This is a genomic window from Corynebacterium breve, from assembly GCF_030252165.1.
Lineage (GTDB): Bacteria > Actinomycetota > Actinomycetes > Mycobacteriales > Mycobacteriaceae > Corynebacterium > Corynebacterium breve.
Genome location: NZ_CP126969.1, coordinates 577,063 through 591,633 on the forward strand (window position 1 = coordinate 577,063; position 14,571 = coordinate 591,633).

The 14,571-nt window shown below is 57.7% G+C and carries 14 protein-coding genes and 1 tRNA gene; 7 read left to right on the forward strand and 8 right to left on the reverse strand.

Annotation, left to right across the window (positions count from 1 at the left end):
• Positions 1–3 precede the first annotated feature (3 nt).
• The 4 genes from QP027_RS02895 (at position 4) to QP027_RS02910 (ending at position 3,649) form a co-directional block, all read left to right on the forward strand.
• Positions 4–363: an FKBP-type peptidyl-prolyl cis-trans isomerase gene (locus QP027_RS02895; RefSeq protein ID WP_284825856.1), complete on the forward strand. Its 360-nt coding sequence runs from the start codon at positions 4–6 to the stop codon at positions 361–363.
• Positions 364–499: 136 nt separating this feature from the next.
• Complete coding sequence (locus QP027_RS02900; RefSeq protein ID WP_284826895.1) at positions 500–1,360, forward strand: aldo/keto reductase; 861 nt, start codon at positions 500–502, stop codon at positions 1,358–1,360.
• Positions 1,361–1,648: 288 nt separating this feature from the next.
• Positions 1,649–1,993, forward strand: a complete 345-nt coding sequence (locus tag QP027_RS02905; protein WP_284825857.1) for a DUF485 domain-containing protein — start codon at positions 1,649–1,651, stop codon at positions 1,991–1,993.
• 3 nt (positions 1,994–1,996) lie between these two features.
• Positions 1,997–3,649, forward strand: coding sequence for a solute symporter family protein (locus QP027_RS02910; RefSeq protein WP_284825858.1), 1,653 nt, complete (start codon positions 1,997–1,999; stop codon positions 3,647–3,649).
• Positions 3,650–3,719: 70 nt separating this feature from the next.
• On the opposite strand, the gene QP027_RS02915 is transcribed toward QP027_RS02910, so the two are convergent.
• Entirely contained in the window at positions 3,720–4,547 is an 828-nt protein-coding gene (locus QP027_RS02915) for a DUF1906 domain-containing protein (protein ID WP_284826896.1), read from the reverse strand.
• A gap of 132 nt (positions 4,548–4,679) precedes the next feature.
• Between QP027_RS02915 and QP027_RS02920 the strand changes: the two genes are divergently transcribed.
• The gene (locus tag QP027_RS02920; RefSeq protein ID WP_284825859.1) at positions 4,680–4,907 is read left to right on the forward strand and encodes a hypothetical protein; all 228 of its coding nucleotides are present in this window, start codon (positions 4,680–4,682) and stop codon (positions 4,905–4,907) included.
• A 42-nt stretch (positions 4,908–4,949) separates the two neighbouring features.
• Here QP027_RS02920 and QP027_RS02925 read toward each other — a convergent pair whose 3' ends face one another.
• Both QP027_RS02925 and QP027_RS02930 read right to left on the reverse strand, forming a co-directional pair.
• Positions 4,950–6,143 (reverse strand): MFS transporter, encoded by a 1,194-nt coding sequence (locus QP027_RS02925; RefSeq protein WP_284825860.1) that lies wholly within the window; start codon positions 6,141–6,143, stop codon positions 4,950–4,952.
• A gap of 90 nt (positions 6,144–6,233) precedes the next feature.
• Positions 6,234–6,306: transfer RNA gene (locus QP027_RS02930), tRNA-Arg, on the reverse strand.
• Between the two features lie 111 nt (positions 6,307–6,417).
• Between QP027_RS02930 and QP027_RS02935 the strand changes: the two genes are divergently transcribed.
• A complete protein-coding gene (locus QP027_RS02935; protein WP_284825861.1) occupies positions 6,418–6,693 on the forward strand; it encodes a cg0963 family protein in 276 nt (91 codons plus the stop codon).
• On the opposite strand, the gene QP027_RS02940 is transcribed toward QP027_RS02935, so the two are convergent.
• Genes QP027_RS02940 through QP027_RS02955 form a run of 4 tightly spaced genes read right to left on the reverse strand, consistent with a single transcriptional unit; the run spans position 6,694 to position 9,091 of the window.
• Complete coding sequence (locus tag QP027_RS02940) at positions 6,694–6,963, reverse strand: glutaredoxin domain-containing protein (RefSeq protein ID WP_284825862.1); 270 nt, start codon at positions 6,961–6,963, stop codon at positions 6,694–6,696.
• Positions 6,956–7,489 carry a dihydrofolate reductase gene (locus QP027_RS02945; protein ID WP_284825863.1) on the reverse strand — a complete coding sequence of 178 codons (534 nt, stop codon included), beginning with the start codon at positions 7,487–7,489 and terminating at the stop codon, positions 6,956–6,958. The genes QP027_RS02940 and QP027_RS02945 overlap by 8 nt, the downstream gene beginning before the upstream one ends.
• On the reverse strand, positions 7,486–8,286 hold the full coding sequence (locus tag QP027_RS02950; protein ID WP_284825864.1) for a thymidylate synthase: 801 nt from the start codon (positions 8,284–8,286) through the stop codon (positions 7,486–7,488). The genes QP027_RS02945 and QP027_RS02950 overlap by 4 nt, the downstream gene beginning before the upstream one ends.
• Before the next feature lie 31 nt (positions 8,287–8,317).
• Positions 8,318–9,091 (reverse strand): 3'(2'),5'-bisphosphate nucleotidase CysQ, encoded by a 774-nt coding sequence (locus tag QP027_RS02955; protein WP_284825865.1) that lies wholly within the window; start codon positions 9,089–9,091, stop codon positions 8,318–8,320.
• 63 nt (positions 9,092–9,154) lie between these two features.
• Between QP027_RS02955 and QP027_RS02960 the strand changes: the two genes are divergently transcribed.
• On the forward strand, positions 9,155–13,753 hold the full coding sequence (locus QP027_RS02960) for an ATP-dependent helicase (protein WP_284825866.1): 4,599 nt from the start codon (positions 9,155–9,157) through the stop codon (positions 13,751–13,753).
• On the opposite strand, the gene QP027_RS02965 is transcribed toward QP027_RS02960, so the two are convergent.
• A complete protein-coding gene (locus QP027_RS02965; RefSeq protein WP_284825867.1) occupies positions 13,754–14,500 on the reverse strand; it encodes a hypothetical protein in 747 nt (248 codons plus the stop codon). It lies immediately after the preceding gene.
• Between the last annotated feature and the right edge of the window lie 71 nt (positions 14,501–14,571).

Below are 14,571 nucleotides of genomic sequence, written 5' to 3' on the forward strand. Positions count from 1 at the left end.
TCCATGGACAAGCCCACCATCGACGTCCCACAGGGCCCAGCACCAGCTGATCTGGTCACCGAGGACCTCGTCATCGGTGAAGGCGCCGAAGCTCAGGCAGGTGGCCTCGTCGAGGTTCACTACGTAGGCGTTGACTACGAGACCGGTGAGGAGTTCGACTCCTCCTGGGACCGTGGAGCGTCCAGCGAGTTCCCACTGACGGGCCTCATCGAAGGCTGGCAGGAAGGCATCCCAGGCATGCGCGTTGGCGGTCGTCGCCAGCTGATTATTCCGCCAGAAAAGGCATACGGTGCCGCAGGCGGTGGACACCCACTTTCTGGTCGCACCTTGATCTTCATCATCGACCTGATTGACGCGAAGTAACAGCACAAAGCTGCTTTACGACGACACACCTCTCTGCGCCTCAAGTACGAGGCGCAGAGAGGTTTTTACTTTGACTTGGTTACAAACTCCCATTGTGGGGTGCCGGACATGTCGAAAAAGTAGGAGAGAAGGCATGATGGAAGGTATGACTGACTTCGATATGCCAACGCTGCCGCTGATTGACGGCTACGACCTCCCACAGCTCGGACTGGGCGTGTACAAGCTTGACCCGGGCGAAACTGAACGCGTGGTGCGCGCAGCCATCGAATTGGGCTATCGGCACATCGACACTGCTTCGTTTTATGACAACGAGGAAGGGGTTGGTCGTGCAATCAATGACGCGATCAAGGCCGGCGACGTTACTCGCGAAGAGCTGTTCATCACGACCAAGTTGTGGAATAGCGACCAAGGTAATGTATTCGAGGCTTATCAGTCGTCGTTGAGCAAGCTTGATCTCGAATTCATCGATCTTTACATGATCCACTGGCCATGGCCGGAGCGTGGGCTCTTTGTCGAGTCTTTCGAACAGATGGCACGTTTGCAGGGCATGGGTCAGCTGCAATCGCTCGGTGTGGCGAATTTCTATGAAGAAGTGTTGGATGAGCTGATCGAGAAATCAGGTATTACGCCAGTTGTCAACCAGATTGAACTGCATGTTGGATTTACTCAGGATGAGCTGCGTAAATACCATGATTCAAAGAAGATTGTGACCGAAGCGTGGGCGCCCTTGGCTCGTGGCACGATGCTGAACAACCCGGATGTGAAAGCGATTGCTGCCAAGTATGAGAAGACAAGTGCGCAAGTTCTGTTGCGATTCTTGCTACAGCTTGGGATCTCGGTGATCCCCAAGACTGGTAGCGTCGAGCGTCTAGAGGAAAACCTCGGTGCGCTGTCTTTCCGCCTGTCGCGCGATGATATGCAGGTGTTGGCTAGCGTCCAGGGTGAGCGTCTTTCCAATGATCCGCGAGAGTTTCCGGGGCCAGTGACAAGTTTGTGAAATTTGTCTCTGCAACAACTGTGAAGGCCTAATTGTTAGCCAGGTCTCATTTGCAAACTTTGCAAGTGGGACCTTTTGGCGTTCACGGGGGTGTGGTAGTACTAATTGAAAATGCAGGTAGTTGGCAGGTATGGGGGTAGTTAATCGTGCTAAGGGGCAAATTAGCCCCTTTTTCTTTCAAAGTTGCAATGTGAGGAAGGTAACTTTTTATCCAATCGAGATCGGCAATCACAGTTGACTGATTTTCGAATGAACTTTGAACGATCACACCATGAAAAGGAGTCGACCATGTCTAGTGTGCCGGCCGCCGCAGGTGATACTCGTAGGGAACCAACCTCCGAGGACTTCATCGCTATGCAGAACAGCCCGCAGTTTCAGAAGCTGCGCGCGACTTACCGAAACTTTACCTTCCCAGTCTCGATCGCATTCTTCGTTTGGTTCGTCTTCTACGTCGTCGTAGCAACCTACATGCCAGACACAATGGCGAAGCCGTTCCTTGGCCTGAACGTAGGCATCTGGCTCGGTCTTGGTCAGTTCTTAACCACATTCCTGATCACGTACGTCTACGTGGTTTACGCAAACAAGAACATCGAGCCGCAGGCAGCTGCGATTCGCGAAGAAATGGAGGGCTAAGCAATGAATCCACTCATTCTCGCTCAGGAAGCCACCCCGGAGGGGACCGGTAATCCGATCCTCAACATCGCTGTTTTCGCGGCGTTTATTGTCATCACCCTGGCGGTTGTATCTCGCGCAGGCAAGACCACCAAGGAAGCTGCAGACTTCTACACTGGTGGCGCATCCTTCACCGGTACACAGAACGGTCTCGCAATCGCAGGCGACTACCTCTCCGCAGCGTCCTTCCTGGGCATTGTCGGCGCAATCGCTATCTCTGGTTACGACGGATTCCTCTACTCCGTAGGATTCTTCGTCGCTTGGCTCGTGGCCCTGCTGCTCGTTGCTGAGCCACTGCGTAACGTTGGCCGCTTCACGATGGCAGACGTGTTGTCCTTCCGTTTGAAGCAGAAGCCAGTTCGCGTCGCCGCGGCGTTCGGTACGCTATTTGTTTCCCTGTTCTACCTGATCGCCCAGATGGCTGGTGCGGGCTCCCTCGTGTCGGTTCTGCTGAACCTGCACTCCTTTAGCGCACAGGCAATCTGTGTTGCCATCGTCGGCGTCATCATGATTGCTTACGTTCTCATCGGCGGAATGAAGGGCACCACCTACGTTCAGATGATCAAGGCCGTCCTCCTTGTTGGTGGCGTTGCGATCATGACGGTGCTGGTATTCGTAGCGGTTAAGGGTGGCTTCGGCACGCTTTTCGACGAGGCGATTAACACCCACGCAGCCTCCGAATACATCAAGGAGAAGGGCTACGAAGCTGCAGACATCATGAAGCCAGGCCTGAAGTACGGTGCAACCGCGATGAGCCAGCTGGACTTCATCTCCCTGGGTCTGTCTCTCTGCCTTGGTACTGCGGGTCTGCCACACGTTCTGATGCGCTTCTACACGGTTCCTACCGCTAAGGAAGCACGTAAGTCCGTGACCTGGGCAATCGTCCTGATTGGTGCCTTCTACCTGATGACTCTGGTTCTGGGCTACGCAGCAGGTGCTCTCGTCGGACCAGACAAGATCCTGGCTGCCCCAGGCGGCGCGAACTCCGCCGCACCGCTGCTCGCCTTCGAGCTCGGTGGCTCCCTGTTCATGGCGCTGATCTCCGCAGTTGCCTTCGCGACAGTGCTGGCCGTGGTTGCTGGTCTGGCAATTACCGCTTCTGCTTCCATCGCCCACGACGTCTACGACGCGGTCCTCCGCGATGGTCAGTCCTCCGAGGCTGAGCAGGTGCGCGTCTCGCGAATTACTGTTGTGGTAATCGGTATCGCATCCATCATCTTGGGCATCCTCGCAATGCAGCAAAACGTTGCCTTCCTAGTCTCCCTGGCGTTCGCGATCGCAGCTTCCGCTAACCTGCCAACCATTCTGTTCTCCCTGTACTGGAAGCGCTTCAACACCACCGGTGCTGTTGCCTCCATGTACACCGGTCTGATCTCTGCACTGGTACTGATCTTCCTGTCACCAGCAGTGTCCGGCTCCGAGACCGCGATGTTCCCGAATGCAGACTGGTCCATCTTCCCGCTGACCAGCCCTGGTTTGGTATCCATCCCGCTTGGCTTCCTTGCAGGTATCATCGGCACCTTCGTCGGCAAGCCAGACAACCTGGACCACCTGGCTTCCGAAATGGAAGTTCGTTCCCTCACCGGTGTTGGCGTAGAAAAGCCAGTGGATCACTAAGAGTCCACTTCACTAGCTCCAAAGTGAAGGCCCCGCAGAATAATCTCTGCGGGGCCTTAGGCTTTTGGGCTTACATGATGTTCTGGGAGAGTTTGACCGCGTTGTCAATATCCTGCGGAGAAATCTGCGAAGAAAGGGAGTTCAAATCAATCGGGAATGAGGACGGTGCTGCCTGACCTGGCTTCCATTGGCCCCAATCCGAGGCGTAGACATTATTGATATCCACCTGGATACCGTCGATATAAGTCTGCCACTTGGCCTTCTGGTGGATGGTGGTGCGCGGGTGAATCTTGCCGCCGGAACCCCAGTCGTGCTGCCAGAAATATTGGCCGATGCCGTCCTGGATGCACCACTCAATGACGTTCCAGTTGCCGTAAACGCCGACACGGTAGCCTGCCACTGTTAGGGCCGTTCCAAACGCTTGGAGATAAGGGCGAATCTGCTCCGTGTACTGGGTGCGCGTTGGATTGTCGTCGATAGCAATGTAGATTGGGCGTCCGGTTGGGCCGCCGGCGGCCTGATGCAAAGAGATGGCCTGTGGCGCGTGAATCGCAGCGCTTGCAGCTCCACCGAGCCAGTCTGCCGTATCGGCACGTCCAAATTGGTATACCGATGCAGTGGCAAGGCCGTTGTTGGCAAAATCGCGGGCCTCGGCGATGGAGACTGGCTTGCCTTTCATCCACTGCGCGTCAGGACGCGGATTAGAAACGTAGCGAACAGCGCCCAGATGGCCAGCCGCCTTGACGGACTTGCCGGAAGGTACGCCAGCGGAGTAGTCGATGACGGTGCCAAGAATTCGACCTTGGGCTTGAGCGTGTGGTGCCACTGTTGCGCCAACTGCGCCTGCGGCCAGAGCGAGAGAAGCGGACTTGAGAAAGCCTCGACGAGTGTGGTGCATGGATTTATTCACATTTGTCACGGTAGCAACACTGGCAACAAAGTGCTACCCTTTGCTTCTCGACGAGCACGTGACCGCCATCACGGCTATCCTTTTAGTGGTAAAACTCTTATCAATTGAAAGGACACCACCATGCGCGTAGACGCAATCGTTATTGAGCAGATCGAGGGCGACACCCTTTACTTCCGCGCAGCTGACAAGGAAACCGGCGACGACCGTGTTGCGCAGCTGCGTACAGCAATCGAGGACGACGAGGCATTCGTTGCTGAGGACCTAGACGGTCGCGAGCAGTCGATCGAGCCTTCCAACATCAAGGAATGGACCGAGCAGCGCATCGAAGATTCCGCAGTAACCGACTAGTCGCAAGCCGATCCGCAAACTCTAGCCCCGCCGTGCGCGGGGCTATTTGCTTGCTCGGGCAACTGGCCGGATAGAAACCGCGCACACCGCCATCCCAAATATGAGCACCCAGATATACGCCTGCTGATTGTCCACTCCGGCGAGGTGAGTAATCGTCGATACTACAAGAGAGGTGACAAATGGGATGAAGAAGCCCAAGTAGGCAAGAGAATAAAACACCCCGATCACGCCACCGAGCTGCTCGGGCGGAGCATGGAGCTTTGCCTGCGAGATACCGCCGACCATCATGATGCCGTATGAGCCACCCAAAACGAATGCAGCAAGCAGCATCAGGCCCATCGATTCTGTGAGCACCGTGGCGATGGTGACTAGCAGACCCAGCGCGGCCAGTCCGAGGCCGACAGTAGCCAGTGGGAGTGGGCGTTGGCCGGTGCCTGCGCCCAGTCGCGTGGCAACTGGCTGGATCAAGACTCCGGCTAGTGGAGTGAGGAACGCTAGGACACCGAGGAACGCCAATGGCCAATTAACCGTGACTGGGACATTCGCTGGGGTCGATGCAAAGGCAGTGGTGGTAACTCCAAAAGACCATGGTGCCCACGCCGCAATGGCCCAGAAGAACTGCTTGGTCAGCACAGTTGGTGGGACGAGCTGGCGACGCACGTCGCTTCGCTCCTGCGTTTCCGGCAAATTTCGTACAAGGAAAATCGCCAGCACTGTCAGAGCGATGTGCACGACATACGGAGTGATCTGAGGGGCGGGTGCAAACTCGGCGACGAGACCAGAGAGCAGCGGGCCGAACCCAAATCCGCCAGACACGGCAATCGTCGAGCGCGTTGGGCCCGCACGCAAGTTGTCCGTCGAAAGCTGGTTGATCCACGCCGTACCGGAGGCCATGCCCATGCCGACCGAAACGCCAATGATCACCCGGCCGATGAACAGTGGCCAGTCCACGCCGAAGGCGCCCATCGCAAGTACCGCCGAACCGAGCATAGAGACGAACAGGCCAGGAAGCATGACGGCCTTGCGACCTTCGCGGTCGGAAAGTGCTCCGAAGAAGAGAAGCGAGGGAATTAACCCCACTGCGTAGGCGCCCAACATCGCGGTGAGTGCCGCGTCGCTGGACCCGTGTTCATTGCGGTATACATGCAGCATTGGGGCGAAGAGGTTGGCGCCGAATCCGACGGCAAACATGCCAAAACCTGCGCGAGCCCACGAAGTGGGCGTGATCTGACTCATAGGCGGCAAGCGTACCTGCGGTACGTGTGCGGGGCAGTACTTAACTCATTGGTCGCTGCGTTCGGGGGTGGCGAGGACGAAAAGAAAAAGCGCTCCTGAGAAGAATCGAACTTCCGACACCGGCTTTAGGAGAGCCGTGCTCTATCCACTGAGCTACAGGAGCAAATGTCGCATCTCAGCGACAAAATGTAAGGCTACCGCAACGAAGTAAGCCTTCATAAATTAGGCTGGACACACTGCATTGAATTCCTAGGGGAAAGGACCTGAAGTCAGAATGGCTCAGACCCAGCCGACGTTTACAGATATCCAGCGCCGCAAGATCGAGGTGGAGATCGTCTCCAAGGACGGAATCCCTGCGCTTTCGGTGGATAAGATCCTCCCAGGCGGGTCTTCGGAACGTGTCCTGCTGCTGAACCCGCACGATGCGCGTCGCTTCCGCACTGCAATCGATAACTACCTCAACGAGGCATCGGCCCGAGAACTCAACGGCAATGTAGCGTCGCTTTCGCCAAAGGATATGGTGGAACTCTTCGGCGAAGCAGACGACTAGTTATTCTTCGCCGGTCAACTCGCGCAGCTTCGCTCGAACAGCAGAGGCGCGCGGGTTAGTCGCGTGCGTGTCGTCGGAAAAGCGAACGGTGGGAACGATGCGATTTCCTTCATTCACCGACTCGACCCATTCAATTGCGTCTTCGTTGCCGGGCTCTTCAATGTCGATCTCAGCAAACGGGGTTTCAGTGCGTCGCAGGTGGCGCTTGAGGTTGTTGCAGAAGGAACACCAGGAAGTGGTGTAGAGGGTGACGTGCGCGTCGCTAGACAATGTCTTTCGCAACCTTTCTTTCATAACGCAAAAACCTGTAGCGAAGTGTTTCTGCCGATTCGGGGGAATCTAGTAGACGACCTTTCTCGGAGGCCATCCATCCAGAGTCGTTCATCAAAGCGAATTCATGCTCGGGGACTCGGGGCGCATACACGGTGTGCTGGCCAGCGTAGTCCTTCAGGTGAGCGTCGATAAGCGTAATCGAGATGACGTCGAGCTGTCCCATGAACGCCTCCCACAGACCTGGGCCGCCGAGGATCCACGCGTCGGTATGCAGTTCGGGGAGGTCGGAGGTGACAAAAGCGCCGTCGGACCAATAGCCGGGCTCGCGGCTGGACACGATGTAGTTGTCACGTCCCGGCAGCGGGCGCTTGGGCAGCGACTCCCAGGTACGCCTACCCATGACAACCGGGGAACCCAACGTTGTGGCTTTGAAGTTGCGCAGGTCTTCGGAGAGATGCCAAGGCATGCCTTTGCCGTCGCCGATGACACCGTCGAGGGTTTGGGCCCAGATCGCGCCGATCATACGGACACCGGTGCCGAAATCTTCGGGTGAGGGTCATAGCCTTCAACTTCGATGTCTTCAAAGCTGTAGTCGAAAATGCTGGCGGCCTTGTTCAGTTTGAGCTGCGGGTAAGGGCGTGCCTCGCGGGAGAGTTGCTCCTTGACCTGCTCTAGGTGATCGTTGTAGATGTGGCAATCGCCACCGGTCCAGATCAGCTCGCCGACTTCTAGGCCAGCTTGCTGTGCAAACATGTGGGTCAGTAGGGCATAGGAGGCGATGTTGAACGGCACGCCCAAGAACATGTCAGCGGAGCGCTGGTAGACCTGCATGCTCAAGACGCCATCGACGACATAGAGCTGGAAGAGCAAGTGGCAAGGCAGCAACGCCATTCTGTCCAATTCGGACACGTTCCAGGCAGAAACTAGGATGCGACGCGAGTCTGGGTTGTTCTTCAATGTGTCCAGCGCGACTTGGATCTGGTCGATGTGCTCGCCGTTTGGTGTTGGCCAAGATCGCCACTGCACGCCGTAGACAGGGCCGAGCTCACCGTCTTCGGTGGCCCATTCATCCCAGATTTTGATGTTGTTGTCCTGCAAAAATTTGACGTTGGAGCTGCCTTGCAGGAACCACAACAGTTCGCCGACAACGCCTTTGAAGAAGACCTTCTTGGTGGTCAGCAGGGGAAAAGAATCGGCCAGGTTGTAGCGAATCTGGCGACCGAACACGCTGGTGGTGCCGGTGCCGGTGCGATCGCCCTTTGCCTGGCCGTTTTCTAAGATGTCACGAAGTAGATCTTCGTACGGAGTAGGCACAGTCATAGTTGCCTACTCTAACCGAAACGCCAAAATTCTACTTAGCTACGCCTTCGAAGGAACCGTGCTCGTCGTGGTACTTCGCAAGCAATTCGAGGATTTGGTCTTTCAGCTCAGGTCGGCACACCAGCAGGTCCGGGATGTAGGTATCGGCATTGTTGTACTGCAGCGCGTCGCCGTTGAGACGGGAGGCGTGCAGGCCAGCAGCCAGTGCAACTCCGACTGGTGCGGCTTGGTCCCACTCGTACTGGCCGCCTGCGTGGATATATGCGTCGTAATCACCCAGCAAGACGTGCATCGCCTTCGCTCCCGCGGAGCCGATGCCCTCACAAGCAAAGCCCAAGTTGTCAGCGACAAACTGTGCGACAGCAGGTGGACGGTTGCGAGACATCGCGATTTTGCCCGCGAATGGCCCAGACACGTGGCGGACATCAGAGGACTTGAACACAACGCCCAAGTCAGGCAGGCCAACAGCAGCGTGGGTAGGAACGCCGTTTTCTACCAATGCAATGTGCACAGCCCAGTCTTGGCGACCAGTGGCGAATTCCTTGGTTCCGTCGAGTGGGTCGACGATCCAGACTCGCTCTTTTTCCAATCGTGCAGGGTTGTCGGCTGCTTCTTCGGAGAGGAATCCATCGTCGGGGCGGTGTTGACGCAACACGCGTGCGATCCAGTTTTGTGCAAGATCATCGCCGGCTTCACCGAGCTCGCGGCCACGAAGCAGGCCTACGCCACGGATTCCTTTGAGAATCTCGCCTGTACCTTGGGCGATCAAGTTGGTCAACCGAGAGTCGGAGTACTGAGCGGTCATACTTCAAGACCTTACAGTGATTCTTGTCATCGTGCGGTGCGAGCTGGGCGCTAAGGTTAACCCATGACCGAAAACATCCTGAACCGCTTCCACCCGCAGGTGGCCACGTGGTTCCACGAAGTTTTCGCAGCACCCACAGCCGTGCAGTCCCAGGCGTGGGAAGCCATCTCGGCGGGGGAAAACTCACTGGTAGTGGCACCAACTGGTTCAGGTAAGACACTGGCGGCATTTCTTTGGTCTCTGAACTCGTTAGTGGAGCGGGCGGGGCAGCAGGCACTTCCGATCGACGGTGCTAAAACGTCGTCGCACGGTGGAGTAAAGGTGCTGTATATCTCTCCGCTGAAGGCACTCGGTGTGGATGTGGAAAACAACCTACGCGCGCCTCTCACCGGAATAGCGCGCGTAGCTGAGCGTCTAGGTCGCCAGATGCCGGACATCTCTGTTGCAGTGCGCTCTGGCGATACTCCGCAAGCCGAGCGCAACAGACAATTGCGCAAGCCGCCTGACATTTTGATTACAACGCCGGAGTCGGCCTATCTCATGCTCACGTCCAAAGCTTCGGCCATTTTGCGCAGCGTGGATACTGTCATCATCGATGAGATTCATGCGCTGGCAGGAACTAAGCGCGGCGTTCATTTGGCATTGACTCTGGAGCGTTTGCGCCGCGTCGCCGGAGACTTTCAGCGCATTGGCCTGTCAGCGACTGTCCGCCCTCTAGAGGCCGTGGCGAATTTTCTGGGCCCAAACACCACGATCATCAACCCTCCGGCGGAAAAGCGGTGGTCGCTCAATGTTCATGTCCCTGTTGATGACATGAGCGATCTTCCCGTTCCAGAAGACGCCTCCACCATCGGTGAGGCCATTATCGACGATCAACTCGACACGCCGCCCGCAGCCGCAGCGTCGATCTGGCCACACATCGAGGCTGAACTTTACAACGAGATCATGGCCCACCGTTCGACCTTGGTATTTGTGAATTCCCGCCGCACCGCCGAGCGCCTCACCAGCCAACTCAACGAGCGTTGGGCTGCTCAAAACGACCCGGGAGCCTTGTCGCCACAGCAACGCAGACCTCCTGCGCAGTTGATGAAGTTCACCGACACCGCCGGTCACGCAGCTCCTGTGATCGCCAGGGCGCACCACGGCAGCGTGTCTAAAGACGAACGCGCGATGACTGAAAAGATGCTCAAGGAAGGCTCGCTGCGCGCGGTAGTTGCGACTAGTTCATTGGAGCTCGGTATCGATATGGGTGCGGTGGAGCTCGTCGTTCAGGTGGAGTCGCCTCCGTCGGTGGCATCGGGCCTGCAGCGTGTGGGTCGTGCCGGACACCAGGTGGGAGCCGTGTCGCAGGGGTCGTTCTACCCGAAGCACCGAGCGGATCTTGTGCAGACCGCGGTAACTGTGCCGCGCATGCGCGAGGGATTGATCGAAGAGCTGCACACTCCGAAGAACCCGCTAGACGTGCTTGCACAACACACCGTCGCAGCTGTCGCGATGGAAGACCTCGACGTGGACGAATGGTTCGACACCGTCCGGCGCGCTTGGCCTTATCGCGACCTTGCCCGTGACGTATTCGATTCTGTCATCGACCTAGTCACGGGTGTGTACCCATCGACCGATTTGGCAGAGTTGCGGCCACGAGCGATCCTTGATGGAACGGTACTTAAGGCTCGTCCTGGCGCACAGCGCGTCGCTGTCACAAACGCCGGCACGATTCCTGACCGTGGCATGTTCGGCGTATTCCTTGTCGGAGGAGACCAGCGTGTGCCCCGTCGCGTGGGCGAGCTCGACGAAGAGATGGTGTACGAGTCCCGGGTGGGTGACGTGTTTACTCTAGGCGCGTCGAGCTGGCGTATCGAAAACATCACCAGAGACCAGGTTCAAGTCAGTCCCGCGCCGGGGCACACGGGCCGCTTGCCATTTTGGACGGGGGATGCCCAAGGCAGACCGTTTGAGTTGGGCAAGGCGCTCGGTGCTTTTCGACGAGAGGCTCATGGCGATCAGGAGATCGTCGACAAGAGCCTTGATCAGCGAGCCAAAGACAACCTTGCGCAATACCTGACTGAGCAGCAAGAAGCGACCGGTGTTGTGCCCGACGATACGACCTTGGTATTGGAGCGCTTCACCGATGAATTGGGCGATTGGCGCGTGGTGTTGCACACCCCGTTTGGCAAGGGGGTCAACGCGGCGTGGGCGCTTGCGACCGGGTGGCGCATCTCGCAAGAAACCGGTATGGATGCCCAGGCCGTGGCGGGTGATGACGGTATTGTGTTGCGCCTTCCTCAAGCGGACAAGGACCCGGACGGCGCGCTGTTCCAATTTGACGCTGATGACATTGCAGAGATCGTGACCCAGCAGGTGGGCGGATCGGCACTGTTTGCCTCGCGATTCCGTGAATGCGCAGCGCGAGCATTGCTGCTTCCGCGTAGAAATCCGGGCAAGCGCGCGCCACTGTGGCAGCAGCGCCAACGTGCAGAACAGCTGTTGGATGTGGCGCGGAAGTATCCGTCGTTTCCGATCATTTTGGAAACCGTGCGCGAGTGTCTGCAAGATGTCTACGACTTGCCCTCCCTTCAGGAGGTCATGCGGGATCTGGCGACCCGGAAAATCCGGATCGCGGAGGTGACCACGGACCAACCAAGCCCGTTTGCCTCAAGTTTGCTGTTCAACTACACCGGTGCCTTCATGTACGAGGGCGATACCCCGTTGGCTGAAAAGCGGGCAGCGGCGTTGGCATTGGACCCGTCGCTGCTGGCCAAGCTGTTGGGCACCGTCGAACTGCGGGAACTGCTGTCTCCCGAGATCATCGACGAGGTCGATTCATCAATGCGCCGCGTAGGCAAGGCGAAGACCAGTGAACAGTTTGCGGATACGCTGCGCATGACCGGCCCCGTGCCTATCGAGGAGCTCGCCCTCTACACCGAGGTGCCCATTGACTCCGTGGAGAAGTCGCTTTCGGGCCGGATCATGCGGGTGCGGATCGGTGGGCGCGACCACCTTGCACAAGTACTTGACGCCCCTTTGCTACGCGATGGCCTTGGGATCCCAGTCCCTCCCGGAGTGGCTGCTCAGGTGGATACGATCACTGACGCGTTGGCACAGCTTGTCGGCAGGTGGGTGCGCACGCGTGGGCCATTTACTTTGCGCGACTTGGCGCACGCATTCGGCCTCGCCATTGGCGCGGCGTATTCGGCGCTTCAGCCGTTAATCGACGAAGAAAAGGTGATCGAAGGACGCTACCGCCAGGGAGTTGAGGAGCAGGAGTATTGCGCCGTAGAAGTACTGCGCATCATCCGTTCGCGCTCGCTAGCCGCGGCGCGAGCCCAAACCCGTCCGGTGACTCAGGCAGCGCTGGCACGGTTTGCTGCAGATTGGGCCAACGTTGCACCCGTGGGGCAACGTCCCGTACTGCGTGGGGCAGACGGCGTCTATACCGTCATCGAGCAGTTAGCCGGAGTTCGTCTACCCGCTAGCGCTTGGGAATCGATGGTGCTGCCTCAGCGCGTGGGCGACTATTCGCCGACGATGCTCGACGAACTCACGCTGTCTGGTGAGGTACTCATAGTTGGTGAAGGCAAAGCAGGTGCGCGCGATCCTTGGCTCATGCTCTTGCCGGCTGATTATGCTGAGCAGCTCACCCCGCTTGTCGACGAACCACTGCTGAGTACAACCCAACACGCGATTGTGCAGCGCACGCGAACGGGCGGCGGATTCCTCTTTACTGATTTCCTTGAGGGAACAGATGCGGACGAGCTACGCGAAGCAATGTGGGATCTAGTCGAAGCCGGGCTTATCGCACCGGATTCCTTTGCCCCGATTCGTGCACGGCTGGCGGGTGGAAAGACTGCGCACAAGGTGAAGCGGCGTCCTTCGCGCTCCCGTATCCGAATGGGGAGGACGAATTTTGCTCCCACGACACCGCCCGACATGGCAGGCCGCTGGGCTGCGACACCGCTGGCAGACACTGATCCGACGACTCGTTCGATCGCTCAAGGAGAGGCCTGGCTTGATCGCTATGGCGTAGTCACACGGGGTTCGGTCGTAGCCGAAGATGTCGCGGGCGGTTTCGCGCTTGCCTACAAGGTGCTCTCAGGGTTCGAAGAATCCGGAAAGGCAATGCGCGGCTATCTGGTAGAAGGGCTGGGCGCGTCGCAGTTTTCCACGCCGGCGATAATTGACCGGTTGCGAGGCCACCAAGACACCGATGACGTCGTGGGATGGCCGTCCGGCACCCACGATCCAAAGGTATCCGTGCTGGCCGCAACGGATCCCGCGAACCCGTATGGTGCGGCGCTTCCATGGCCCGAGCAGGGGCCGACGAGAGCGGCGGGTGCACTTGTTGTGCTTATCGACGGCCTCTTGGCCGCCCACATCACCCGGGGTGGAAAGACCATGACTACGTTTTTCGATGGCTTCCCAGAAGGCACAGAAGATCCCATGCCATTGGTTGTCGATGGTCTTGGCGATGTTATTGCGCGTGGTCTGATCCAGCCACTGAACGTTGAGCGGCTCAACGGTGAGCCGGCATACGTGTTGCGCGATTATGGTGCAGCCGTGACCCCGCGGGGCGCGAAAATTGGAGGGCGCGGGGGATCGTCGGCAAGCAAAAAGAGAGGCCGCTCGATGGCCGAAGCTCTCGAGGACCTCTCTTTTGATGACTAGTTAGGAGGCAGCAGGGGTGTAGTCAACACCATCGATGATGACGGTGCGATCGCCGAGTGGCTGATCGAGGGTCACGCCAAAGCTGAACTCGCGAAATGCCTGGGTGCACATGATATCGCGAGAGCGAGGAGGGTAGTTACCCATCATGTAGATCTTGACGGTCTGCGCGGTCTCAAGGACTAGTGGGTAATTGTCTGGGCCGCAACCGTTGTGGTGCCACTTGCTGACGTTGAGGTTGTACTGGTCGATTGCCTCGACGCGGTAGCCGTCGTAGAACTCGTTGCGAACCGGTTCTTCCACGACTGGCTCTGGGTAGACTGGGTCAAACAGTACGCCGTCGATGTAGATCTCGCGACCATTCAGTGGCTGCTCAAGATCGATGGTCAAAGTGAACGGGCGAAGAGCCATGCTGCACATGAAGTTAGGATCGCGAGGGACTTCGTTACGCTGCATGGTGATCTCGACGGTGCCGGCGGTCTCGGTGAGAACTGGGTGGTAGGAAACAGCACAACCGTCGGAGTTAGTCATGTTGAGCTCAAGTGTGTACTCATCGATGACGGTGACACCGTTCGCCCACACGGTGCCCCACCAGCCTTCTTCGGCAGCTTCCTGAGCGTTAGCAGTCGAAGTTTGGTTAGGCAGAGCGCCGAGCATGCCCGCGATGAGGCCAACAGCAACAGCAAGGATGAGTAGGGGACGACGAAGGGACTTGGAAAAACCTGGGAAAAGGATCTGTGGATTTCTCATGAGTCTGAAGTTTAGTTAAGGATGGAAAACTGGGATGGATACCTAGACTAACTTCTGTAGCTGTTTACCAA

Bases quoted from the DNA above. Each gene is read 5' to 3' on its own strand.
- QP027_RS02900 (WP_284826895.1), top strand. From the start codon at position 500: ATGGAAGGTATGACTGACTTCGATATGCCAACGCTGCCGCTGATTGAC.
- QP027_RS02915 (WP_284826896.1), bottom strand. From the start codon at position 4,547: ATGCACCACACTCGTCGAGGCTTTCTCAAGTCCGCTTCTCTCGCTCTG.
- QP027_RS02895 (WP_284825856.1), top strand. From the start codon at position 4: ATGGACAAGCCCACCATCGACGTCCCACAGGGCCCAGCACCAGCTGAT.
- QP027_RS02965 (WP_284825867.1), bottom strand. From the start codon at position 14,500: ATGAGAAATCCACAGATCCTTTTCCCAGGTTTTTCCAAGTCCCTTCGT.
- QP027_RS02945 (WP_284825863.1), bottom strand. From the start codon at position 7,489: ATGATCGGCGCGATCTGGGCCCAAACCCTCGACGGTGTCATCGGCGAC.
- QP027_RS02925 (WP_284825860.1), bottom strand. From the start codon at position 6,143: ATGAGTCAGATCACGCCCACTTCGTGGGCTCGCGCAGGTTTTGGCATG.
- QP027_RS02905 (WP_284825857.1), top strand. From the start codon at position 1,649: ATGTCTAGTGTGCCGGCCGCCGCAGGTGATACTCGTAGGGAACCAACC.
- QP027_RS02960 (WP_284825866.1), top strand. From the start codon at position 9,155: ATGACCGAAAACATCCTGAACCGCTTCCACCCGCAGGTGGCCACGTGG.
- QP027_RS02910 (WP_284825858.1), top strand. From the start codon at position 1,997: ATGAATCCACTCATTCTCGCTCAGGAAGCCACCCCGGAGGGGACCGGT.
- QP027_RS02935 (WP_284825861.1), top strand. From the start codon at position 6,418: ATGGCTCAGACCCAGCCGACGTTTACAGATATCCAGCGCCGCAAGATC.
- QP027_RS02955 (WP_284825865.1), bottom strand. From the start codon at position 9,091: ATGACCGCTCAGTACTCCGACTCTCGGTTGACCAACTTGATCGCCCAA.
- QP027_RS02920 (WP_284825859.1), top strand. From the start codon at position 4,680: ATGCGCGTAGACGCAATCGTTATTGAGCAGATCGAGGGCGACACCCTT.
- QP027_RS02950 (WP_284825864.1), bottom strand. From the start codon at position 8,286: ATGACTGTGCCTACTCCGTACGAAGATCTACTTCGTGACATCTTAGAA.